Genomic DNA, 23,851 nt, shown 5'->3' on the forward strand with positions numbered 1-23,851 from the left:
CTCGGCGGTGCTACATAGATGTACGCCACGCCTCAGCGGGCGCGCAAGCTCTCCAGCAGCTTGTGGGTAGGATAGCCATCGGCCGGCCAGCCAAGCGCCTGCTGGGCGCTGCGGATCGCCTTGCGGGTATTGGCGCCGATGATGCCGTCGGGTGTACCGGCGTCATGATTATTGGCGCTGAGCAGGCTTTGCAACTCGATACGCTCGGTGCGGGTCAGCGGCAGGTCATCCTTGGGCCAGGAGCCCTGGATATAGCCCCCACCCTGGAAGCGCTGGGACAGCAGGCTGACACCCAGGGCGTAGGAAGAAGAATTGTTGTACTTGAGGATGGCGCGGAAGTTGTCGAACACCAGGAACGCCGGGCCACGGTAGCCGGCAGGCAGCAGCAGGGCGGCCATGGCGTTCTCGCTGCCGGCCGGCACGGTGCTGCCAGCCGGTACGCTGACACCCAGGCGCTGCCACTCGCTCACCGGCTTGCGGCTGCTGCCGTCGGCCAGGGCGTAGTCGAAGGTCGACTCCAGGCGCACTTCCAGGCCCCAGGGCTGACCGTGTTGCCAGCCCGAGCTTTGCAGGTAATTGGCGGTGGAGGCCAGGGCGTCGGCGGCACTGTTCCAGATGTCGCGGCGGCCATCGCCGTCGAAGTCCACGGCGTGGGAATTGTAAGTGGTAGGGATGAACTGGGTCTGCCCCATGGCGCCGGCCCAGGAGCCGATCATGGCCTCGGGCTGGATATCGCCGTTCTGCAGGATCTGCAGCGCGGCCAGCAGCTGGCTCTGGGCGAAGTCCGGCCGACGACCTTCATAGGCCAGGGTCGCCAGAGAGCGGATGACCGATTTGTCGCCCTGGATCTGGCCGAAGCTGCTTTCCATGCCCCATACCGCTACCAGCACCTGGGGTTCGACGCCATAGCGCTGCTCAATGGCCCGCAGCACGTCGCCGTACTGGTTGAGCATGGCCTGGCCACGGCGCACGCGGGTCGGCGAGATGGCACCCTCGAGGTATTCCCACACCGGCCGAGTGAACTCCGGCTGGCTGCGGTCGGCCTTGATCACGCTCATGTCCGGTGTGACGCCGGCGAAGGCACGGTCGAACAGCTCGGCACGCACGCCGGAGCGCAGCGCCTGCTGGCGAAAGCTGGCCTGCCATTCGCTGAACGATTGCGTAGGTAACACCGGCGTGTCGACGCTGGCCGGTGCCGCGGCGATGGGCACCGGCAGCGCCGGCTTGGTCACCGGCAAGGGCAGCGTATCGGCAACGGTGGGTTTTTCCGCGCAGGCGACCAGCAGGGCGAGGCACGTGGTAACGGCGATCTGGCGCAGTGGCCAGCGTGGGGTACGACTAGAAGACATTCACGAGGTCCAGATCTTTCAGGGCAGACGCTGACCTTATCATGCCCGCCCGCATGTAGCAGCGGCTTCAGCCGCGTCAGCCGTCACCGCGGTGCGTCCGGTGTGCAGGCGGGACGGTTGATGTTGGATGGTTGACGCGGCTTACGCCGCTGCTACGTTGATCGGCGTGTAGCAGCGGCGTAAGCCGCGTCAACGGTCACCGCGGTGCGTCCAGGGTGCTGGGGGAGGTTGACGTTTGACGCGGCTTACGCCGCTGCTACGTTAATCGGGGGGGAGGGGGAGGCGTTGGCCGGCCATCAGCAATGACAGACGTGACAAGCCTACCCACACCGACCCAGGCGCCTGGCCCTTGATCTGCGCATCGATGCGCTGAGCATCTTGTAACAATTGCGCCCACCGCAGGGCCGAGTGCCGTTGCAGTGCCTTGCTCATCAGCGGCTTGCGTTTGTCCCACACCGGTGGGCGCGCCTGACTGAAGGCTTTATCCAAGGGCACTCCCTGGCTGTACTGCTGCGCCAGGCTGGCCAGCAGGCGCAGTTCACGGGCCAGCGCCCAGAGGATGACCGGCGGCTCCACACCCTCGCCGCGCAGCCCTTCAAGCATGCGCAGCGCATGGGCAGCCTCGCCGTTGAGGATGGCATCCACCAGGCCGAAGACATCGAAACGGGCGCTGTCGGCCACCGCCGACTGCACCGTTTCCAAGGTCACCTGATTATTCTCGGCCAGCAGCTTGAGCTTCTCGATCTCCTGGGCGGCAGCCAGCAGGTTGCCTTCGACCCGCGCGGCGATCAGCTCGACGGCATCGGGCTGCGCAGCCAGGCCCGCCTGCGCCAGGCGCTGGCGGATCCATTGCGGCAACTGTGCCGCGTCCACGGGCCAGATTTGCACGAACTGCGTGTGCGCACCCTCGACCAGGGCTTTGCCCCATTTGGTTTTCTGCGCACTGCCATCGAGTTTGGGCAGACTGATCAACAGCAAGGTGTCCTCGGCAGGACGCGAGCAGTACTCGATCAGCGCCGCCGCACCCTTGTCGCCGGGCTTGCCCGATGGCAGACGCAGCTCCAGCAGGCGGCGTTCGGCAAACAGCGACAAACTGGCCCCGGCCTGCAGCAAGGTGCCCCAGTCAAAGCTGTTGTCGGCGCTGAACACCTGACGCTCATCGAAACCTTGCTGGCGGGCAGCGGCACGCACCGCGTCGGCGGCTTCCTGACACAGCAACGGGTCGTCACCGCTGATCACGTAGACAGGGGCGAGCGCGCCTTGCAGGTGTTTGCCGAGTTGGGCAGGGTTGAGCTTCATGGTTGTATCGACCTAGGTGAATCGAAAAGGGCGCCGAAGCGCCCTTTGTCTCCCTTACTGGTTCGGGATCTGGATCGGTGACTGCCGAGGGGTCGAATCCATCACGCGCTGGGCTTCGGCGGCGGCATCGGCCTCGGCCTTGGCGCGAGCGTTGGCGGCCACTTGCAGTTTGTCCAGTTCGGCAGGGGTGATCTGCTGCAGGCGCAGCATCATGCGCTGAACCAGTTCGTTGCGCATCTCGCGGCGCACCTGTGCGGCTTCCTGGTCGGACCCGGTCAGGTTGTTGGCGTCGTGCACGTAGACCTTCTGCACTTCGATCTTGTCGTTGAGCAGGCTGAGGTTGTTCTGCCCACGGATCTCGTACTGCAGGGCATTGGTCAGCTCGTATTCGGCCGAACGTGCCGAGCCACTGTAGCTGGCGGTGCGCTGACTGGCGCGCTCATCGACCAGGTCCAGGGTATAGGGAGCGCCGCTGCCCAGGCGCACGCCGCTGTTCTCCAGCGAGCCGCGCAGCTGTTTGACCGTTGCGCCGTAGGCATCGCGGGCGGTGAGATTGAGCTCCTTGATGGCGAGTTCGTTGGTGCCGGTGCCGCGAAGCTGGAAACCGCAGGCGCTCAGCAGGACAGCCAGGCCCATAACCAGCAGATTGCGTTTGATCATCTTGTTGCTCCCTTGAACCTTGTTGGCTGACGCTTTGTTGTGGGCGCCCGACCTGTGGCCGGGCGCGGGCCGATCAGCTGGCGACGATATTGACCAATTTGCCCGGCACGACGATGACCTTGCGGATCGTCAGGCCGTCGGTGAAGCGCAGCACGTTCTCGTTGACCCGGGCAGCGGCTTCGATTTCTTCGCGGGTGGCGCTGGCCGGCATGTCGATCTGGCCACGCAGCTTGCCGTTGACCTGAATCACCAGTTGCAGGCTGTCCTGCACCAGGGCGCTGTCGTCCAGCACCGGCCAGCCGGCGTTGATGACAGCCTCGCCGTGACCCAGTTGCTGCCACAGTTCATGGCAGATGTGCGGGGTGATCGGCGCCAGCAGCAAGGTCACCGTTTCCAGGCCTTCGTGCAGCAATGCGCGATCCTGTGCGGTGGCCTGGGGGGCTTTTTCCAGCACGTTCATCAGCGTCATGACCTGGGCAATGGCGGTGTTGAACTTGTGATGCTGTCCCACATCCTGGCTGGCCTGTTTGATCGCCAGGTGAATGGCGCGGCGCACGGCCTTCTGCTCGTCGTCCAGTGCGGCCACATCCAGCTTGCCCGGCAGGCCCTGTACCACATGGGCCTGGGCCAGACGCCAGACGCGCTTGAGGAAGCGGTGCGAGCCTTCGACGCCGGAGTCGGACCATTCCAGGCTCATGTCGGGCGGCGAGGCGAACATCATGAACAGGCGGCACGTGTCGGCGCCGTACTGGTCGATCATCGATTGCGGATCGACGCCGTTGTTCTTGGACTTGGCCATTTTCTCGGTGCCACCGATCTCGACCGGCAGGCCGTCGCTGATCAGCTTGGCAGAAATGATCTTGGCCTTGCTGTCGCGCTCCAGTTCCACGTCCGCCGGGTTGAACCAGGTCTTGCTGCCGTTGGCTTCCAGACGGTAGTAGGTTTCGGCGATCACCATGCCTTGGGTCAGCAGGTTCTTGAACGGCTCGTTGGAGCTGACCAGGCCTTCGTCGCGCATCAGCTTGTGGAAGAAGCGTGCGTAGAGCAGGTGCAGGATGGCGTGCTCGATGCCTCCGATGTACTGGTCGACCGGCAACCAGTGATTGGCCGCGGCCGGGTCGACCATACCGCCCTCGTAGTGCGGCGATGCGTAGCGGGCGAAGTACCAGGACGATTCGACGAAGGTGTCCATGGTGTCGGTTTCGCGCTTGGCCGGCGCACCGCATTTCGGGCAACTGCAGGTGTAGAACTCCGGCATGCGCGCCAAGGGCGAACCGGCGCCATCGGGTACCACGTCTTCGGGCAGGACCACCGGCAGTTGGTCTTGCGGCACCGGCACGTCGCCGCAGGCGTCGCAATGCACGATCGGGATCGGGCAACCCCAGTAGCGCTGACGGCTGATGCCCCAGTCGCGCAGGCGGAACTGGGTGCGCGACTGGCCAAGGTTCTTCTTGATCAGCGCCACTTCGATGGCGTCGAAGGCGCCTTCGAAGTCCAGGCCGTCGAACTCGCCGGAGTTGATCAGGGTGCCGTGCTCGTTGTAGGCAGCCATCCACGGCGCGGGGGTCAGGTCACCGACGCTGGTGCGCACTACCGGCTTGATCGGCAGGTCGTACTTGAGGGCAAACTCGAAATCCCGCTCGTCGTGTGCCGGGACCGCCATCACCGCGCCGTCGCCGTAGTGCATCAGCACGTAGTTGGCGACCCATACCGGCAGTTTTTCGCCAGTCAGCGGGTGCTCGACGAACAGCGCGGTAGGCATGCCGCGCTTTTCCTGGGTGGCCACGTCGGCCTCGGCCACGCTGCCGCTCTTGCATTCATTGATGAAGGCTTGCAGGGCGGCGTCGGATTTCGCCGCCAGGGTCGCGAGCGGATGCTCGGCGGCCACTGCCACGTAGGTGGCGCCCATCAGGGTGTCGGGACGCGTGGTGAAGACCTTCAGGGTACCGGCTTCGCCGATGGACGCCTGGTGGTACGGGAACTGCACCTCCATGCCCTTGGACTTGCCGATCCAGTTGCGCTGCATGGTCTTGACCTGTTCAGGCCAGCCCGGCAGGTCGTCGAGGCTGGTCAGCAGCTCATCGGCGTAGGCGGTGATCTTGAAGTAGTACATCGGGATTTCGCGCTTCTCGATCAGCGCGCCCGAACGCCAGCCACGGCCGTCGATGACCTGCTCGTTGGCCAGCACGGTCTGGTCGACCGGGTCCCAGTTCACCGTACCGTTCTTGCGGTAGATCACGCCTTTTTCGAACAGGCGGGTGAACAGCCACTGCTCCCAACGGTAGTAGTCGGGCTTGCAGGTGGTGACCTCGCGCGACCAGTCGATCGCCAGGCCCAGGCTCTTGAGCTGGGTCTTCATGTAGGCGATGTTTTCGTAGGTCCACTTGGCCGGTGCGACGTTGTTCTTCATGGCGGCGTTTTCCGCCGGCATGCCGAAGGCGTCCCAACCCATGGGCTGCAGGACGTTCTTGCCCTGCATGCGCTGATAGCGAGCGATCACGTCGCCAATGGTGTAGTTGCGCACATGCCCCATGTGCAGCTTGCCGCTGGGGTAGGGGAACATCGACAGGCAGTAGTAGGTGTCCTTGCCTGGCTGCTCACTCACTTCAAAAGACTTTTTCGCGTCCCAGAAAGACTGGGCGGCGGCTTCGATTTCGCGGGGCTGATAGAGTTCGTGCATGGCTACTTTGCGCTGAGAAATGGGTGACCTTATCCGGCAGCTGCTAAGAGGCTGAGCCTGTTGGCAAGGTACGATGATATTAAACGCCGTAGCATACATGACCCCCCTCCACCGAGGGAAACCTTGATTGCGTGCCCACCGATACCGCGAACACGCTGCAACGTCCGTTGGTCGCTGCAACCGCCTGATTTTCCAGCCACCGCTAAGCTGATCCGTGGGGAGTACGTTTTATCTTCAATGAGGTGAGCGGATGGTAGAGTCGCAGCTGAAAGCTATGAACCCTGATCTGTACGAACGCTTGATCGATCGTCTGGGCCTTGCTTTGGATGTCGCCAGAACGGCTGTTCGACTGCGTGACGAAACGCCTGCGGAACTGGAATTGAGCGGCTTGAGCCGTGCCGAATTCGAACTGATCAATGCCTATCTTGCCGCCAGTCGCACCGGACCCAGGACCGATAAAGCCGTCCACGCCGGCGCACTGGCACCCTTCGAGCCGCCCAAGGAGCTGGCCAAGGTGTACTGGCTCAAAGAGCGGCGCGCCGCCAAGCGTCCGGGCAAGCGTGGTCATTGGCAGTACGGCAAACTCTGACGGGCTATTGTTGTAACACCCATCAGCCCTTAGGCTGCGGGCATCTTCTGGAGATGCCCGATGTTTTCACGCTACGTCCTCAAGCAACTGCTGCTTCCCCCTGGTGTGTTCTTCGTGCTGCTGCTGGCCTCGTGGTGGCTGCGCCGTCGTTGGCCGCGCCTGGCCGCGGGCTGCTTTGTGTTGGGTCTGGGTGGGCTGTGGGTGATGAGCCTGCCTGTAGTGGTGCAGCATGCGGCGCGAGCGTTGCAAACGGAGCCTGCGTTAGCGACCGATGATTGGGCCGGCCTGGCCAGGCGCGCCGATGCCATCGTGGTGCTGGGCGCCGGGCGCGAACGTGGCGATCCTGCCTGGGCCGGTGTGGATCAGCCCACCGGTGTGGCTCTGGAGCGCGTGCGCTACGCCGCTCGACTGGCCAAGGCCTCTGGATTGCCGCTGCTGACCTCGGGTGGCCTGCACTTCGGCTCGCCGCCCAGCGAAGCCTGGATCATGGCGCAATCGCTGCAGGACGATTTTGGCACGTCGGCGCGCTGGCTGGAGGAGCGCAGCCGCACGACCTGGGAAAACGCCCAGTTCAGCGCCCAGTTGCTGAAGGAGCAGGGCATTCGGCGCGTGGTGGTGGTGACCCAGAGCTGGCATATGCAACGTTCGCGCTGGAGTTTCGAGCAGGCCGGGCTTGAGGTGGTGCCAGCGCCTGTGGGGTTTCTGGGCGTAGACAACGCTCGGCCCCTGGGCGGCTGGTTGCCGGAGGTGAAGGCGATCTGGCAGAACGGGCAGTTGTTGAATGAGGCGGTGGGCCTGGTGGGGTATCGGGTGTTTTATCGGTGAGGGGACCATCCCCCCCCAATCCCCAACCTGGCCTAAACCGTCTTGGCAATCCGACTCGCCAGCAACGCCCAACCCAACAGCAATGCACACAACACCACCATCGGCCACGAGCGCCAATGCAAGTAGGGCGTCAGTCGCTGCATGGGCGTCACTTCGCCATACATCACACCTTCCTCGAACTGCGGAATCTGCGTGGTGATCTGCCCGAAGGGGTCGATCAGCGCGGTGACGCCGTTGTTGGTCGCACGAATCATCCAGCGGCCCGCCTCCAGCGCGCGCATTTGCGCCATTTGCAGATGCTGCAGCGGGCCGATGGAGGTACCGAACCAGGTGTCATTGCTGATGGTCAGCAACAGGTCGCTGCGCGCCGCCATGCCGGCGGCGAATTCGGGATAAACCACTTCGTAGCAAATGAACGGCGCGATCTGGTAGCCCTTGGCTTGCAGCAATGGCTGGTCGGCGGGGCCGCGGGCGAAGTCCGACATGGGCAGGTCGAAGAAGGCGATCAGTCCGCGCAGCATGTCCTGCAGCGGGACGTACTCGCCAAACGGCACCAGCTTCTGCTTGAGGTAGACGCCGTCGCCTTCACCCACCACGGTGATGCCGTTGTAGTAACGCTTCTGGCCGTGCTCGACCTGGCGAATGGGCACTCCGGTGATCAAGGCAGACTGTCGGTCGGCAGCGAAGCTGCCCATCATGTTCAGATAGCCCTGCGCCGACTCCATCAGCACCGGAACAGCAGTCTCGGGCCAGACGATGAGATCCGCCGGCTGCGACACGAAGGTCTTGTCGCGGTACAGCTTGAGCTGGTGGTCGAGGGCTTCAGGGTCCCATTTCATGCTCTGGGCGATATTGCCCTGGATGGCGGCTACCTTCAGCGGCGCTCCAGAGGGCACTGTCCAGGCATGACCCTTGAGCCCAAGGCCCAGACCCCACGGGGCGATCAGCAAGACCACGCCCAGAGCCAGGAAAGCCTTGCGCTCGCGCAGGCGATGCAGGTTGCACAGCAACGCTGCCGTCAGCGCCAGGGCAAAGGACACCGACCACATGCCACCCAGTGGCGCCAACCCGGCCAGCGGGCCGTGCAGTTGGCTGTAGCCGCTGTAGAGCCACGGGAACCCGGTCAGAAACCAGCCACGAAAGGCCTCCTGGCCCAACCACAGCGCCGCGAAAGCCAGGGCATCGGCCAGGGGGGCCTCGTTGCGCCGAATCCAACGCGCCCAGACCCATGCAGGCAAGGCGAAGAACAGCGCAATGGCGGCAATGAAACCCAGCATCAGCAGGCCTGCCAGCGCCACGGAGGCGCCGCCATAGGTGTGGATGCTGACGTAGATCCAACTGGTGCCGGCGCCGAACAGGCCGAAGCCATAACACCAGCCACGGCCCAGGGCCTGGCGCGGGCTCAGCTCGCGCAGGCCAACGTAGAACAGGGCCAGTGACAGCAGCGCCAATGGCCAGATGTCGAACGGTGCAAGAAACAGCGGGGTCAACGCGCCGGCCGCCAGGGCCAGCAGGTTACCGGGCCAGCCGGGGCGGGTGATCCAGCGCATCCTTGTCCTTAAATGCAAGTCGTGATGGGGAGCTTGGCCAAGCGCTTCAGCGAGCGATGGGGGTCAAGCGCAGCAAGTGTATCCGACGGCTGTCGGCGTTGAGAATGCGGAATCGGTAAGCACCGATTTCGGTAATCTCGTTGCGCTTGGGCAGATGGCCGAACGCACTCATCACCAGGCCACCGACGGTGTCGAACTCGTCGTCGGAAAACTCGCTTTCGAAGAACTCGTTGAAGTTCTCGATGGGCGTCAGCGCCTTGATCAGGAAGTCACCGCTGGGCAGCGGCTTGATGTAGCTGTCTTCTTCGACGTCGTGCTCGTCTTCGATGTCGCCGACGATCTGCTCGAGCACGTCTTCGATGGTCACCAGCCCTGCCACGCCGCCGTACTCGTCGATGACGATGGCCATGTGATTGTGGTTGGCGCGAAACTCGCGCAACAGCACGTTCAGGCGCTTGGACTCGGGCACGAAGGTGGCCGGACGCAGCAGGTCCTTGATGTTGAAGTTGGAATGGTCGTTCTGCAGGATCAGAGGCAGCAGGTCCTTGGCCAACAGCACGCCGATGACATCGTCGTGGTTCTCGCCAACCACCGGGTAGCGCGAGTGCGCAGCATCGATGACGGCGGGCAGGAATTCCTGCAGGGTCTGGGTGGACTTGATGCTGATCAGCTGCGAACGCGGCACCATGATGTCGCGCACCTGCAGGTCGGCCACCTGAATGGCGCCTTCGACGATGGTCAGGGCTTCGCTGTCCAGCAGCTTGTTCTGATGGGCTTCGCGCAGCAGCTCCAGCAGCTCCTGGCGGTTCTTGGGCTCATGGGCAAAAGCCTGGGTCAGTTTGCCCAACCATGACTTCTGCCCGTTGCTCGATCGATCTTCGCTCATAGCCCTTTACTCGTGATCCTTGCCAAATGCTTTGATAGGGGTGTCGCCGACGTCATCGTCGGCGTAGGGGTCGGGATGACCCAGTTCTGCTAGCAACTCTCGTTCCAGCGCTTCCATTTCCTCGGCTTCATCGTCTTCGATGTGATCATAGCCAAGCAGATGCAGGCAGCCATGCATGACCAGATGCGCCCAGTGGGCATCCAGAGCCTTGTGCTGTTCGCGGGCCTCGCGCTCGACTACCGGCACACAGATGACCAAGTCGCCCAGCAGCGGAATATCGAGCATGTCATCCGGCACGTCCGCCGGGAATGAAAGCACGTTGGTTGCGTAATCTTTATGACGATAGGTGTGATTCAGCTCGCGACCTTCGGTTTCGTCGACCAGGCGAATGGTCATCTCCGAATCGGCGCTGCGCTGGCGCAAGGCCAGCTGGCACCACCGGCGAAAGGCGTCGTCGCTGGGGCCAGCGGTAGTGCTGGCCCTCTGCAGATCAAGCTCAAGCATTTCGGCGTGTATCCCCGGCCTCGGCAGCGGTGGCGGGGCGGGCGTCGAACCGTTCGTAGGCTTCGACGATACGCTGCACCAAGGGGTGGCGCACCACGTCCTTGGGCTTGAAATGGGTGAAGCTGATACCGGGCACGCCATCCAGGACGTCGATGACATGGGCCAAGCCGGACTTGGTGCCCTTGGGCAGGTCGACCTGGGTGATGTCGCCGGTGATCACCGCGGTGGAGCCAAAACCGATACGGGTCAGGAACATTTTCATCTGCTCAACCGTGGTGTTCTGGCTTTCATCGAGGATGATGTAGCTGTTGTTCAGCGTGCGGCCGCGCATATAGGCGAGCGGGGCGATCTCGATCACCTGCTTCTCGATCAACTTGGCCACATGCTCGAAGCCGAGCATTTCGTACAGGGCGTCGTACAGGGGGCGCAGGTAGGGGTCGATCTTCTGCGCCAGGTCTCCGGGCAGAAAACCGAGCTTCTCTCCCGCTTCCACGGCCGGTCGCACCAGAAGGATGCGTCGGACCTGCTCGCGCTCTAGCGCATCCACGGCGGCAGCCACGGCCAGATAGGTCTTGCCGGTACCTGCCGGGCCAATGCCGAAGTTGATGTCGTTGGCCAGGATCTCCTTGACGTAGCGCTGCTGGTTCAAGCCGCGCGGCTTGATCATGCCTTTGCGCGTGCGCAGCGCCACGGGCACTTCGCCCGAGGCCGGATTATCGAGCTCTTCGACAGCCGATTCCTGCAGGAACAGGTGCACGGTGTCTGGCGACAGTTCACTGGCTTTGGTTTCGCGATAGAGTCGGCGCAGCAGGTTCTCGGCGGAACGAGTGTGCTGGGCCTCGCCAATCAGCTCGAACTGATTGCCACGGTTGCGGATCTCGATTTCCAGGCGCTGTTCGATCAAGCGCAGATGCTCGTCGAATTGCCCGCACAGGTTGGCGAAGCGGCGAGCCTCAAAGGGCTCGAGGAGGAAGCGATGTGGTTCGATAGGTGCGTTCAAGGTCGTTTTCGGCCGCCCGACGGCAATTGAGTTGGGCTCAAGGATAACCCCTGGCGGGGGAGGGGCGAAAGGGGGTGGGGGTGAATGGTAGGGGTTGAGGGTCAATCCCTGGGTTTGGGGTCCAGGGTTCCCTCGCCCCAGCCCTTTCGGGCCGCCGTACCGCCCTGAGGGCGAGGGAGCCGTACGCGGTGTGCTTTTGGCTCCCCAGGCGCTTACCCCAGCAACTCTCCCCGCAACGAGTGCGGCCGCGCTTCGGCGATCAGCACGTCTACGAACTGCCCGATCAAGCGCGCATCGGCACAGCTGAAGTTGACGATCCGATTGTTCTCGGTGCGCCCTTGCAGTTGGCCTGGGTCCTTGCGCGAGTAATCGGTCACCAGGATGCGCTGGGTAGTGCCCACCATTTGTCGGCTGATTTCGAAGCCCTGCTGGTTGAGGCGGTGCTGCAACGCCTCCAACCGCTGTTTCTTCAGGCTTTCCGGCGTGTCGTCGGCCAGGTCCGCGGCGGGGGTGCCCGGGCGCTGGCTGTAGACGAACGAATAGGAGAAGTCCATGCCGACGTCGGCGACCAGCTTCATGGTCTGCTCGAAATCCTTCTCGGTTTCGCCGGGGAACCCGATGATGAAATCCGAGCTGATGCAGATGTCCGGGACCGCTGCCTTGAGTTTGCGCAGCTTGGATTTGTACTCCAGCACCGTATGCCCACGTTTCATGGCGGCCAGTACGCGATCCGAACCCGATTGCACGGGCAAGTGCAGGTGCTTGACCAGCTGCGGCACTTCGGCGTGGGCCTGGATCAGGCTGTCGGAAAACTCCAGCGGGTGGGAGGTGGTGTAGCGGATACGGTCGATGCCATCCACCTCGGCCACGGTGCGGATCAGCTCGGCCAGGTCGGCCAGACGGCCATCGTGGGTCAGGCCGCGGTAGCCATTGACGTTCTGGCCCAGCAGCGTGACTTCGCGCACCCCGTTTTCGGCCAGGTGAATGACTTCCGTGAGGACGTCGTCGAAGGGCCGGCTGACTTCTTCGCCGCGGGTGTAGGGCACCACGCAGAACGTGCAGTACTTGCTGCAGCCCTCCATTACCGACACATACGCGGTGGGACCGTCGATGCGCGGCTCGGGCAAGTGATCGAACTTCTCGATTTCCGGGAAGGAGATGTCCACCTGCGGGAGCTTGGTGATGCGCGCGGCGTCGATCATGTCCGGCAGGCGGTGCAGGGTTTGCGGACCGAACACCACATCGACGTACGGCGCGCGATCACGGATGGCTTCGCCTTCCTGGCTGGCCACGCAGCCGCCTACGGCAATCACCATGTCGGGCTTGGCCAGTTTCAGTTCACGCCAGCGACCCAGCTGGGAGTAGACCCGGTCCTGGGCGCGCTCACGGATCGAGCAGGTATTGAGCAGGATCACGTCGGCGTCTTCTGCGCGGGCAGTGACTTCCAGGGCTTGATGTTCGCCCAGCAGGTCGACCATGCGCGAGCTGTCGTACTCGTTCATCTGGCAACCGTGGGTTTCGATATAAAGCTTCTTGGCCATACGTGATCATCAGGTGGTTCAAAGAACCGCGCATTATAGTGCCCGTGGTCGGTGGTTCCTAGCATTGCCTGTCGGGCGGCTATGCTATAGTTTTCGCCCTCTTCTCAGCCCTCGACTCTATATCTGCCCACGATGACCAAACGCGAAGCTCCAATCTACAAAGTGATTTTCCTCAACCAGGGCCAGGTGTTCGAGATGTATGCCAAGCAGATCTACCAAAGCGATCTTTGGGGATTTCTGGAGGTCGAGGAATTCGTCTTTGGCGAGCGCACCACCGTGGTCGTCGACCCCAGCGAAGAAAAACTGAAGGCGCAGTTCGAAGGTGTGACCCGCAGTTTCGTGCCCATGCACTCGATCGTGCGGATCGATGAAGTGGAGCGCATGGGAACGCCGAAGATCAGCGAAGCGCGGCCCACGGGCAACGTCATGCCGTTTCCCATGCCGATGCCGGACAAGTAATCAGGGTAGCGGCGCGAAGGGCGAGCGGCTGCCCCCGTCGGCGGTCTGCAGTTCCAGCAGGTATTTGCGAAAGATCTGGCCCAGCACCTGGGTGGCCACTTCCAGGTCTTCGCGGCGCATCTGGCCGGAGACTTCATCGGCCACATCCAGGGCATCTTCGGCGCCGTTGACCGCGGCCATCTTCAGTACCACGTAGGCCTGGACGTTGTTGGCCGCCACGCCTTCACCCTTGAAGAACATGACACCCAGGTGATACTGGGCTTCGGCGTGCCCCTGCAACGAGGCCTGCTCGAAATAGCTCAATGCCTGGTTTAGGTCGCGTGGTGTGGCTTTACCGTCGTAGTAAAACTGACCGAGTTCGAATTGTGCTTGCGCGTCGCCGTCTTTGGCAGCTTGCTGGCACGTCGCGAGTGCCTGCGCCAGAGCGTCGGGAGAGGTATTGAGGGTGCAGCGACCCACCGCCGGGATCAACAACGAATTGCCGCCTGCGGTTGCCATTAGCGGCTGAAGAAGCAACAGGCAGCCCAATGCAAGGGTGCGGCCGGTGCGGTTCATGGGGATCGACTTACCTCTGCAAGATGCGGACGGACCCGGCCGAAAGAGTGTGCGGGTGCGTCATTATGAAATAAGCAGGGGGGTGGTTACAAAGTCTTTACTCGTTTTTCTGCAAGTAAGGGGAATCTGTGGCGATGGGACCATCACCACAATTCCCACGGACACTCACTTCAACGCAGCAAACGCCTTCTCGGCCGCATCCAGGGTGATCTTCAACTCCTCATCCCCATGGGCAATCGAGGTGAAGCCTGCCTCGAACGCACTCGGCGCCAGGTACACGCCGCCTTCAAGCATCAGATGGAAAAACCGCTTGAAGCGCTCGGCATCGCTGCTCATCACGTCGTCGAACGTGACGATATCGTCGGCACCGCTGAAGTACAGGCCGAACATTCCGCCCGCCTGGGTCGTGACGAAAGGAATGCCCGCGGCATCGGCACGTTGTTGCAGGCCGTCGAGCAGGCGTGAGGTGTAGTCGGTCAGTTCGGCGTGGAAGCCGGGACGACTGATGAGATTCAGCGTGGTCAGGCCGGCGGCCATGGCCAGTGGGTTACCCGACAAGGTCCCAGCCTGGTACACCGGGCCCAGCGGTGCGATATGCGACATGATCTCGCGTTTGCCACCAAAGCAGCCGACCGGCATGCCGCCGCCGATGATCTTGCCGAAGGTGCTCAGGTCCGGCGTCACGCCGTAGTGAGCCTGGGCGCCGCCCAGTGCAACGCGGAAACCGGTCATCACTTCGTCGAAGATCAGCACCACGCCATGCTTGTCGCACAGGCTGCGCAGGCCTTCGAGGAAGCCCGGCGCAGGCGGCACGCAGTTCATGTTGCCGGCCACTGGTTCAACGATGATGCACGCTACTTCCTGGCCCACGTCGGCCAGCATTTCTTCCACCGCTGCGATGTCGTTGAACGGCAGGGTCAGGGTGTGCTTGGCGAAGGCTGCCGGTACGCCAGGCGAGCTGGGCACGCCGAGGGTCAAGGCGCCGGAACCGGCCTTGACCAGCAGGCTGTCGGAGTGGCCGTGGTAGCAGCCTTCGAACTTGATGATACTGTCGCGGCCGGTGAAGCCGCGGGCCAGGCGAATGGCGCTCATGGTCGCCTCGGTGCCCGAGCTGACCATGCGCACCATTTCCATGGACGGCACGATGGAGCAGACCAGGTCGGCCATCTGCGTTTCCATTTCGGTCGGCGCGCCGTACGACAGACCATGCTCCAGCTGCTTGCGCACGGCATCCAGCACGTCCGGATGGCTGTGGCCCAGGATCATCGGCCCCCAGGAGCCGACATAGTCGACATAACGCTTGTCGTCTTCGTCGGTGACGTAGGCGCCCGCCGCATGCTTGAAGAACAACGGCGTACCGCCCACGCTCTTGAATGCACGCACGGGTGAATTGACGCCGCCGGGGATGTGTTTCTGGGCGTTGGCGAACAGGGTTTCGGAACGGGACATAAATAGGCTCTCTTGCGAATCAGGCGGTTTCGAACAGCGCTTTCAGGGCGCGGGCGCGGCGGGTCACTTCCTGGGCCGAGTCGGCGCCGAACAGCGCGTGGACCACGGCCAGCAGGTCAGCGCCCTGGGCCACCAGCGGCGCGGCGTTGTCCAGGGTGATGCCACCGATGACGGCGATCGGCAGCTTCAGCTCGGCCCGCGCGGCGGTCAGCAGGTCGAGACTGGCGGGCGGGGCGTCGGGTTTGGTGGTGGAATTGAAGAAGCGGCCGAAGGCGACGTAGGTGGCGCCCTCGCGTGCGGCCTGTCGGGCCAGATCCAGGCTGGCGTGGCAGGTCGAGCCGATGATCGCCTTGCGACCCAGCAGGGCGCGGGCTGGGGTGAGCGGACCGTCACCCTGGCCCAGGTGCACGCCGACGTTGAGGCGCGCGGCCAGCTCGGCGTCGTCGTTGATGATCAGGTGGGCCTTGTAGCGGTCGCATAGATCCCGCAGCTTCTCGGCTTCGCGCAGCCGGCGGGCTTCGTCGCCAGTCTTGTCGCGGTATTGCAGCAGGGTGATGCCGCCCTCAAGCGCCGCCTCGACGTACTTGAGGAACTTGCCGGCCAACAGTTGGCTGTCGGTAATGGCATAGACGCCACGTAAATGCATGGTTCAGGCCTCCAGCGGTGCGCGGCGAGCAGTGCTCATGAACAGAAATCCAGCGGCAGGCGGCGCGGCACGAATTGGCCCTGGCCCAGCTGCTCGGCATCACGCAGGGTGCGCCACGTGTAGTTCAAGGCCGACTGGACGGCGCTTTCAAGCTGTTCGCCCAATGCCAGGCGACCGGCCAGAGCGCTGGCCAGGGTGCAGCCGGAGCCATGATAGCTGCCCGGCAGGCGCTGGCAGGTGAAGGTGCGGCGCAAACCGTCGCGGCCATACAGGCGATTGTGCACTTCGTGCTCGTCGCCATGGCCGCCGGTGATCAGCACATGCTTGCAGAAAGGCAGGAGTTTGGCCGCGCACTCGTCGGCGGTGCCTTGGGGCAGCTCAGCCAGGATGCGTGCTTCGGGCAGGTTGGGGGTCGCGATGGCGGCCAACGGCAGCAAACGCTCGCGCATGGCGAAGCCGACTTCATCCTTGCCCAGGCTGCCGCCGCCGCCAGCACGCAGCACCGGGTCACAGACCACCGGCAGGTGAGGGTGGGCGCCGAGCAGCTCGACCACGGTCTCGACCATCTCCACCGAGCCCAGCATGCCCAGCTTCACTGCAGCCACCTGGGAATCGTTGAGTACGGCATTGGCCTGCGCAAGTATCCACTCACGGTCGAGCACGCGGAAATCGGTGACATCGACGGTGTTCTGCACGGTCAGCGCAGTGACCGTCGGCGCGGCATGGCAACCCTGTGCAAGCAGGGCTTCGATATCTGCCTGCAGGCCGGCGCCGCCGCTGGGGTCGTGGCCGGAGAGACAGAGGACAACAGGGCGTGAGCTATAGATATTCATGGTGCGCGAGCTTATCACGGCCAACCCATTTGTAGCAGCGGCGTAAGCCGCGTCCAGCCTGAGCCGCGATGGCCGCCGCAGTGTGCCTGCCCAAGCTGACGCCGATGGCCGGTGTCAGTGCCACAGGGTCGCGCAGATTGTATCGCTTATGTATCATATTGACATCATGGTCAGGAATGGCCGAAACCACCGAACTAGAGCCATCTGTTCTCGCTCGTAAAGGTCTCTCACGGGCACGCTGGCGCTATGCTAGAGTGCTTCGATATTGAATAACAGGCTATGCCGGTTGCGTCGACCAAAGGGAATGGGGGCTTCCTGACGACAACGGGCGGGCTATGCTGGGGCTGTATGCGCTATTTGCTGATCCTATTGGTAGCCTGGCTGCCCTTGCTGGCGTGCGCGGTCGAATTCGACGAGTCAACGCGTAACCTGCCACTCGGTCGAGTGATGCAGGTGTACGAAGACGTGGCCGGCGATGCGACCATCGAGCAGATCACCGACGGCCTTGCGCCGGCATTTCGTCAGCACCACGGCGACGTGCTCAATGCCGGCTATTCCACCTCGGTATTCTGGCTGCGCATCGACCTTCACTACCTGCCGCGTACCAACCTGGACCCGCACAACTGGTTGCTGGAACTGGCGTATCCGCCCATGGACCACCTCGAGTTGTACCTGCCCAACGGCGACGGCAGCTACCGAATGGACCAACGCACCGGCGACGCCTTGCCCTACGCCAGTCGCCAGATCAAGCAGAACAACTATCTGTTCGAAATTCCGCTCAAGGCCGGGGAGGCCAAGACGGTCTACCTGCGCCTGCACAGCCAGGGTTCGATCCAGGCCCCGGTCAGTCTCTGGTCAGCCAACGCTTACCTCGAGGAGCAGCCGTCGCGGCTTTATGTACTGGGGCTGATCTACGGCGTGCTGCTGGGCATGCTGGTCTACAACCTGTTCATCTTCCTCAGCGTGCGTGACCGAAGCTACCTTTATTACATCGTCTATATCGCGTCCTTCGGGCTTTACCAGGTGTCGGTCAACGGTGCCGGGGTCGAGTATTTCTGGCCCGACAGCCCGTGGTGGGCCAACGCCGCCACGCCATTCTTCATCGGTGCTGCCGGTTTCTTCGGCTGCCAGTTCTCGCGCAGTTTCCTGCAGACCTCGCAGCACAGTCGCTGGCTGGATCGGTTGTTGATGGTCTTGATGGTCTACGGCGCCGTGGTCATGGCGCTGTCGCTGTCCACCAGCTACGCCCTGGCCCTGCGCCTGGCTACCGCGCTGGCGCTGTGCTTCACGGTGGTGATCTTCACCGCAGGCATCGTTGCCTGGCTACGCGGCCTGCGCCAGGCGCGGTATTTCATCATCGCCTGGACGGCTTTTCTGCTCGGTGGCATCGTCAATACGCTGATGGTGCTGGGCTATCTGCCCAATTTCTTCTTGACCATGTACGCCAGTCAGATCGGCTCGGCCCTGGAAGTCGGCCTGCTGTCGCTGGCGCTGGCCGATCGCATCAACACCATGCGCGACCGCCAGGAACAGACGCTGCAGGAAGCCGGGCAGCAGCTGGAACTGGCCAACCAGCAACTGGCGGCCAGCAACCGGCTCAAGGATGAATTCCTGGCCACGGTGACCCATGAATTGCGCACGCCCATGAACGGCGTGATCGGCTCCCTGGAGCTGATGCAGACGGTGCACATGGAAACCGAGCTGGCGCAGTATCAGCATACGGCGGCAGGTTCGGCGCGGGACATGATGCGCATGGTCGACGATATCCTCATCCTGACCGAGTTGCAGGCGGGCAAGCTGTACCCTCGCAACGAGCCGTTCAGCCTGCAGGCGCTACTGGACAGCATGCAGATGCAGTTCAGCCGTCAGGCCCACGACAAGGGCCTTGCATTCACCGTCGAGCGTGCTGCGGGCTTGCCTGACAAGCTGCAAGGCGACTCCAAGAAGCTGGCGCTATGCCTGGGCTGCCTGATCGACAACGGCATCAAGTTCACCCGTCAGGGCCATGTCAACGTGCGGGTCAGCGGCGGTGAGCTGGACGATGATCGGTTGGATGTCACCTTCAAGGTCACCGACAGTGGCATCGGGTTCGCTCACCGTGACGAAGAAACCCTTTACCAGCGCTTCTATCAGGTAGATGGCTCGATGACCCGCGAATACGGTGGCCTGGGTATTGGCCTGGCGATCTGCCGGCAACTGGCCGAGCTGCTGGGCGGGCAGTTGCATCACCAGTCCGAGCCGGGCCGGGGCAGTTGCTTCGAGCTCACCGTGCATCTGGGCGTGGTGGAACCGCACCCGGCCCAGGCCTTCATCTCGCCAGCGGGCGCCTTTGGCGCGCAGCGTGCCGCGCATGAATGCACGGTGCTGTTGATCGACGACAACAGCATCAATCAATTGGTGATCCGCGGGATGTTGCTCAAACTGGGTTATCGGGTCCGCACGGCCGAAGACAGCCCGACGGCCCTGGCCTTGCTCGCCCGGGAGCCTTTCGATGCGGTGCTGATGGATTGCAGCGGCTCCCTGGACGATGTCTTGCAGACATCCCGTACCCTGCGTCGACTGCCCGGGCGTGAGCAACTGCCGGTGTTGGCGATCAGCGCAACGGGTCAGCGCGGCGAGCGCGAGGCCTGCCTGGCTGCCGGAATCACCCAGTGCCTGGCCCGGCCGGTGCGTTTCGATGAGCTCCAGGCGTTGCTGCATGGCTGGCTGCTGGCCAAGGGCAAAAGCGAAAAGGCCTAGGGCGTTTCGCCCGTTACTGGCGAGCAGCGAGTGGGAGGTGCTTCACTGAGGTATCGCCCACCTTCGCGGGAGCCTGCCATGGACCTTCAATCGTTTGCCGAAACCCACGCAGTCACCAATCAGCCACCACCGCTGGAGGGTGTGAACCTGTGGCGCGCCGATCTGCCCTTGCAGCAGTGGACGCAACGTTTCGGCGCGCAATGGGCGACGCCGCGTCTCGATGCCTATGGCGCATTGGCAGGCGGGCCGTTGATGACGGCGGGCTTTCTGGCCAATGAAAACAAGCCTGTGTTCCACAGCCACGACCGCTACGGACACCGGATCGACCTGGTGGAATTTCACCCCGCCTACCACCAACTGATGCGCACTGCTGTCGAGCATGGCCTGCCTTCACTGCCGTGGGCCGAGCCGCAGCCTGGTGCCCATGTGGCGCGTGCAGCCCTGGTGTATCTGCACATGCAGGCGGATGCCGGCAGCGGCTGCCCGTTGACCATGACCTTCGCCAGCGTCCCGGCCTTGCGGTGTCAGCCGGACATTGCCGGCCAGTGGTTGCCCAAGGTGCTGAGCCGAACCTACGACCCGCGCAACGTGGCGGTCGCGCACAAGGCGGGGGTTACCCTGGGCATGGCCATGACCGAGAAGCAGGGTGGAACCGATGTGCGGGCCAATACCACCCGTGCCTGGCCGGTGGGCTCAACGGGGCCGGGTCAGGCCTATGAACTGGTGGGACATAAATGGTTCTGCTCGGCGCCCATGTGCGACGCCTTTCTGACCCTGGCCCAGACCGAAAAGGGCTTGAGCTGTTTCCTGCTGCCTCGGCACCGGCCCGACGACAACCGCAATCAGTTCTATATCCAGCGCCTGAAGAACAAGCTGGGCAATTGCTCCAATGCCTCCAGCGAGGTGGAGTTGCGTGGCGCCCTGGCCTGGATGCTGGGCGAGGAGGGGCGAGGTGTGTCGACCATTATCGAGATGGTGGCCATGACCCGCTTCGATTGCATGATCGGCTCCAGTGCCTTGATGCGCCAGGCGCTTACTCAGGCCAGCCATCACTGTGCGCATCGACGTGTCGGCGGCAAGATGCTGGTCGATCATCCGCTGATGCAGAACGTGCTGGCCGATCTGGCCCTGGAAAGCGAGGCGGCGCTGGCGTTGACGCTGCGCATGGGGCAGGCGCTGGATCAGCTGGACCAGCCACAACAGGCCGGTTTCGCGAGATTGATGACGGCGGTAGGCAAATACTGGATCTGCAAACGGGCGCCGGCGATGATCAATGAAGCGGCCGAATGCATGGGCGGCGCGGGGTACGTGGAAGACAGCATTCTGCCGCGGCTGTATCGCGAAGCGCCGGTGAACTCAACCTGGGAAGGCTCGGGCAACGTGCAATGCCTGGATGTGTTGCGCGCCTTGTCCAAGGAACCGGGGGTGCTCGATGCGCTGTTCGCCGCGCTGGGTGATGGACACGGGGATGCGCGCCTGGCTCGGCATATCCAAGGCCTCAAGCAGGCGTTGGTGGATACCGCCGACATTCAATATCGCGCCCGCGCGTTGACCGAGTCCATTGCGCTGGGCGTGCAGGCCAGGGTGTTGCTGGAAGCGGGTGATGCCACCGTCAGCGATGCGTTCATCGCCAGCCGTTTGCAAGGCAGCGGTCGCGCCTACGGCACGCTGCCGCGAGGGGTGGACGTGGAGGCGCTGCTGCGCCGGGCGCTGCCTGCAGTGTGACCGGGTACGCGTGCGCCTGTCCCGACGCCTTCGCGGCTGCACGCCACTCCTACAGAAAGTCCCGCAACGACCCGACCCCTGTGGGAGCGGGCCCTGCCCGCGATGACGGCCACAAAGACAACCGCGAACCCCAACCCCCGCCACACCGCCCCCACCGCATTCAGCAACGCCACTAACCCCTGTGGGAGAGGGCTCTGCCCGCGATGGCAGCCGCAAAGACAACCGCGAACCCCAACCCCCGCCACACCGCCCCCACCGCATTCAGCAACGCCCCGACCCCCTGTGGGAGCGGGCTCTGCCCGCGATGACGGCCGCAACGACACCCAAGCACCCCACCCCCGCCACACCGCCCCCAAGGTTGCACACGGCCCCTGTAGGAGCGGCGTACAGCCGCGAAGACGTCCGCACAAGCACCACAGATTTACAGGGAAGCCACCGGCTCCTGTAGGAGCGGCGTACAGCCGCGAAGGGGCCCGCATGTCAGGAGCAAACCATGAAAGTCACGCAATACCACGCACTGGGTTTCTCCTTCGCCACGCTGGTCGACCGCGAACGGGGCATCCTCGATGGGCTGCGACCCTTGGCGGTGCAAAGTGAAACCGCGCCCAGCGATCAACAGTTGCTGAACACCTATCGACAGCTCGCCAGCGAGCTCGCCCAGGCCAGCCCAGGCGCCAGCGCCAGCGCTTTCCACGGCCAGTTGTACCAGCGTCTGGCGCATCAATTGCATGTGCTTCCCGGCTGGGATGAGAGTGTTGCGTTCGGTAGCTCTTCGGCCCAATGGCCGATCTACGAAGACGCCCCCGGCGCTCTGCAGTACCTGAGCAAGTTCTACCGGTTGATACTGATCGCCCCACCCCAGGGCATCGATGTCGGCTCCCTGACCCAACGTCTGCCCGTGGCATTCGATGCGGTCATCGAACCCTGCAACGATGCCTGGCACAGCAGCCTGGAAACCGAGCTGCAACGCCTGGGCCTGGAACGCGCGCAGCTGTTGCCGGTGCGCAGTACCGAAACCGATGATCCATGGAATCAGCGCGTGGATTTCCCGGTGTGCACCCTGCACCGCGACCACCGCCAACCGTGGAATCTTTCGCCCCAGGCACTGGACGGCAAGCGCTGTGAATACGCCAGCCTCGCCGACCTGGCCCATGCCCATCAAACGGCATTGCACGCCTGAGGCCACCGCTCACGTTTTGACATTGCGAGGCCTGAACCATGGACGCTGCAACCAAGCTCGATCGAATCGACATCAATATCCTGGTGCAATTGCAAAAAGACGGGCGCATGACCAACGTCAGCCTCGCCGAAGCGGTGGGCCTGTCGCCCAGCCCTTGCCTGCAGCGGGTCAAACGATTGGAGTCGGCGGGTTACATCAGCGGCTATGAAGCCCATGTCAATCTGGCCAAGTTCGCCAACTCGGTCACCGTGTTCACCGAGGTCACCCTGTCGGACCACAAGCGCGCGGACTTCGTGAAATTCGAATCGAGCATCCGCAATATCGACGAGGTGCTGGAATGCCATTTGATCAGCGGCGGGTATGACTACCTGGTGCGCTTCCTGTGCAGCAGCATCCAGCATTATCAGGAGCTGATGGAGTCGATTCTGGACAAGAACATCGGCATCGATAAGTACTTCAGCTACATCGTGATCAAGAGCCCGGTGGTGAAGAGCGCGGTGCCGTTGCGGAGTCTGGTGCGGGCGGTTTGAGGCGGGAATTTGCAGGTTGGGTTGGGGATCTGTGGTGACGGGTCCCCTCACCCCAGCCCTCTCCCTGGGGGAGAGGGAGCTGTACGCGGTGTACTACCGAACCCAAACCCTCCCTCAACTCAATATACAAAATACCTTGCGCACCACCTCCTCACTCACCCACGCATTGGTCGCCCCCGAAGGCACCATCACCACCTCCCCAGCCCGCACCACGCACGCCTCACCCTGCTTGGGTGTCAACGTCACCGCCCCTTGCAGAATGAACATCAGTTCGCTGTAGGCCGGTTGCACCTGCTTGCGCGCATACGCCTCGCACTGCCACAAACCGATGCGCAGATTGGCCACGCTGAACACCGTCTCGCTCCACGCCTTGGGCGTCGGCGTCAACAGCACCGAAGCCGCCGGCGGATTGCTCGGTTGCAGGTCGCTTGTGAAGTCGATCTTCAGTGGCTTGGCCGGCATGTCCTTGCTCGGCAGCAGCCCGGGAAATGCCATGAACAACCGTCGCAGTTGCCCACGGTGCTGCCATCGTACGGTCACGCCGCGAGGTACCACGAAGCAGTCGCCGGCTTGCAGGTGCAGGTCGAAACCCTCCCCCTGCAACGTCAACTCACCGGCTTCCACCACACCCAGCTCGACCCAGGGAAACTCCTCGATCAACAGGTTGGCGCCCACACTGGAACTGGCGCCCACCGCGTAGCCATTGACCGGGTCATGGAAATGCACGGTACGCCCCGCCGCCAACGGATCGCCCTGGAGGGCGAAAGCGGCCAGCGGCAATTGGCGATCGGAAGCAGGTTGCGAGTAATGCAGAATCGGTGGCATAGGTTTCATCTTGGCAATAGGTATCCA

At 63.2% G+C, this 23,851-nt stretch carries 21 protein-coding genes; 7 read left to right on the plus strand and 14 right to left on the minus strand.

Annotation, left to right across the window (positions count from 1 at the left end):
* Positions 1-32: 32 nt before the first annotated feature.
* From B3397_RS01950 to leuS, 4 genes are all read right to left on the minus strand, one after another.
* Positions 33-1,349, minus strand: a complete 1,317-nt coding sequence (locus B3397_RS01950; protein WP_296246755.1) for a lytic murein transglycosylase — start codon at positions 1,347-1,349, stop codon at positions 33-35.
* A 261-nt stretch (positions 1,350-1,610) separates the two neighbouring features.
* Positions 1,611-2,648, minus strand: a complete 1,038-nt coding sequence (gene holA / locus B3397_RS01955) for a DNA polymerase III subunit delta (protein WP_296246757.1) — start codon at positions 2,646-2,648, stop codon at positions 1,611-1,613.
* Positions 2,649-2,702: 54 nt separating this feature from the next.
* A complete protein-coding gene (lptE, locus tag B3397_RS01960) occupies positions 2,703-3,308 on the minus strand; it encodes an LPS assembly lipoprotein LptE (RefSeq protein ID WP_296246759.1) in 606 nt (201 codons plus the stop codon).
* A gap of 73 nt (positions 3,309-3,381) precedes the next feature.
* Entirely contained in the window at positions 3,382-5,988 is a 2,607-nt protein-coding gene (gene leuS, locus B3397_RS01965; protein WP_296246760.1) for a leucine--tRNA ligase, read from the minus strand.
* 250 nt (positions 5,989-6,238) lie between these two features.
* Here leuS and B3397_RS01970 point away from each other — a divergent pair, with 250 nt between their 5' ends.
* Positions 6,239-6,577 carry a hypothetical protein gene (locus tag B3397_RS01970; RefSeq protein ID WP_296246761.1) on the plus strand — a complete coding sequence of 113 codons (339 nt, stop codon included), beginning with the start codon at positions 6,239-6,241 and terminating at the stop codon, positions 6,575-6,577.
* A gap of 60 nt (positions 6,578-6,637) precedes the next feature.
* On the plus strand, positions 6,638-7,402 hold the full coding sequence (locus B3397_RS01975; protein ID WP_296246762.1) for a YdcF family protein: 765 nt from the start codon (positions 6,638-6,640) through the stop codon (positions 7,400-7,402).
* 32 nt (positions 7,403-7,434) lie between these two features.
* Here B3397_RS01975 and lnt read toward each other — a convergent pair whose 3' ends face one another.
* The 5 genes from lnt to miaB form a co-directional block, all read right to left on the minus strand.
* Entirely contained in the window at positions 7,435-8,952 is a 1,518-nt protein-coding gene (gene lnt / locus B3397_RS01980) for an apolipoprotein N-acyltransferase (protein ID WP_296246763.1), read from the minus strand.
* Positions 8,953-8,998: 46 nt separating this feature from the next.
* Positions 8,999-9,838 (minus strand): HlyC/CorC family transporter, encoded by an 840-nt coding sequence (locus B3397_RS01985; protein WP_296246764.1) that lies wholly within the window; start codon positions 9,836-9,838, stop codon positions 8,999-9,001.
* Positions 9,839-9,844: 6 nt separating this feature from the next.
* Entirely contained in the window at positions 9,845-10,342 is a 498-nt protein-coding gene (ybeY, locus tag B3397_RS01990) for an rRNA maturation RNase YbeY (protein WP_296246766.1), read from the minus strand.
* The gene (locus B3397_RS01995) at positions 10,335-11,342 is read right to left on the minus strand and encodes a PhoH family protein (RefSeq protein WP_296246767.1); all 1,008 of its coding nucleotides are present in this window, start codon (positions 11,340-11,342) and stop codon (positions 10,335-10,337) included. Before B3397_RS01995 ends, ybeY begins: the two co-directional genes overlap by 8 nt.
* A gap of 212 nt (positions 11,343-11,554) precedes the next feature.
* Positions 11,555-12,883: a tRNA (N6-isopentenyl adenosine(37)-C2)-methylthiotransferase MiaB gene (miaB, locus tag B3397_RS02000; protein ID WP_296246768.1), complete on the minus strand. Its 1,329-nt coding sequence runs from the start codon at positions 12,881-12,883 to the stop codon at positions 11,555-11,557.
* 132 nt (positions 12,884-13,015) lie between these two features.
* Between miaB and B3397_RS02005 the strand changes: the two genes are divergently transcribed.
* Positions 13,016-13,342, plus strand: a complete 327-nt coding sequence (locus tag B3397_RS02005; RefSeq protein WP_296246770.1) for a DUF1820 family protein — start codon at positions 13,016-13,018, stop codon at positions 13,340-13,342.
* Here the strand turns inward: B3397_RS02005 and B3397_RS02010 are convergent, their stop codons facing one another.
* The 4 genes from B3397_RS02010 to B3397_RS02025 all read right to left on the minus strand — a co-directional run bounded on the left by B3397_RS02010 (position 13,343) and on the right by B3397_RS02025 (position 16,825).
* On the minus strand, positions 13,343-13,897 hold the full coding sequence (locus tag B3397_RS02010) for a tetratricopeptide repeat protein (protein ID WP_296246772.1): 555 nt from the start codon (positions 13,895-13,897) through the stop codon (positions 13,343-13,345).
* A 165-nt stretch (positions 13,898-14,062) separates the two neighbouring features.
* Complete coding sequence (gene hemL, locus B3397_RS02015) at positions 14,063-15,346, minus strand: glutamate-1-semialdehyde 2,1-aminomutase (RefSeq protein WP_296246774.1); 1,284 nt, start codon at positions 15,344-15,346, stop codon at positions 14,063-14,065.
* 19 nt (positions 15,347-15,365) lie between these two features.
* On the minus strand, positions 15,366-15,992 hold the full coding sequence (gene thiE / locus B3397_RS02020; RefSeq protein WP_296246776.1) for a thiamine phosphate synthase: 627 nt from the start codon (positions 15,990-15,992) through the stop codon (positions 15,366-15,368).
* 35 nt (positions 15,993-16,027) lie between these two features.
* Complete coding sequence (locus B3397_RS02025) at positions 16,028-16,825, minus strand: hydroxymethylpyrimidine/phosphomethylpyrimidine kinase (RefSeq protein ID WP_296246778.1); 798 nt, start codon at positions 16,823-16,825, stop codon at positions 16,028-16,030.
* A 348-nt stretch (positions 16,826-17,173) separates the two neighbouring features.
* Between B3397_RS02025 and B3397_RS02030 the strand changes: the two genes are divergently transcribed.
* From B3397_RS02030 to B3397_RS02045, 4 genes are all read left to right on the plus strand, one after another.
* The gene (locus tag B3397_RS02030) at positions 17,174-19,564 is read left to right on the plus strand and encodes a hybrid sensor histidine kinase/response regulator (protein ID WP_296246779.1); all 2,391 of its coding nucleotides are present in this window, start codon (positions 17,174-17,176) and stop codon (positions 19,562-19,564) included.
* 78 nt (positions 19,565-19,642) lie between these two features.
* Positions 19,643-21,289, plus strand: coding sequence for an acyl-CoA dehydrogenase family protein (locus B3397_RS02035; protein ID WP_296246781.1), 1,647 nt, complete (start codon positions 19,643-19,645; stop codon positions 21,287-21,289).
* 493 nt (positions 21,290-21,782) lie between these two features.
* Positions 21,783-22,469: a hypothetical protein gene (locus tag B3397_RS02040; protein ID WP_296246783.1), complete on the plus strand. Its 687-nt coding sequence runs from the start codon at positions 21,783-21,785 to the stop codon at positions 22,467-22,469.
* A gap of 38 nt (positions 22,470-22,507) precedes the next feature.
* On the plus strand, positions 22,508-22,999 hold the full coding sequence (locus B3397_RS02045) for an Lrp/AsnC family transcriptional regulator (protein ID WP_296246785.1): 492 nt from the start codon (positions 22,508-22,510) through the stop codon (positions 22,997-22,999).
* 114 nt (positions 23,000-23,113) lie between these two features.
* Here B3397_RS02045 and B3397_RS02050 read toward each other — a convergent pair whose 3' ends face one another.
* Positions 23,114-23,824, minus strand: coding sequence for a cupin domain-containing protein (locus B3397_RS02050; RefSeq protein ID WP_296246787.1), 711 nt, complete (start codon positions 23,822-23,824; stop codon positions 23,114-23,116).
* Positions 23,825-23,851 lie beyond the last annotated feature (27 nt).

Source organism: Pseudomonas sp. UBA4194, assembly GCF_002379585.1.
Classification (GTDB): domain Bacteria; phylum Pseudomonadota; class Gammaproteobacteria; order Pseudomonadales; family Pseudomonadaceae; genus Aquipseudomonas.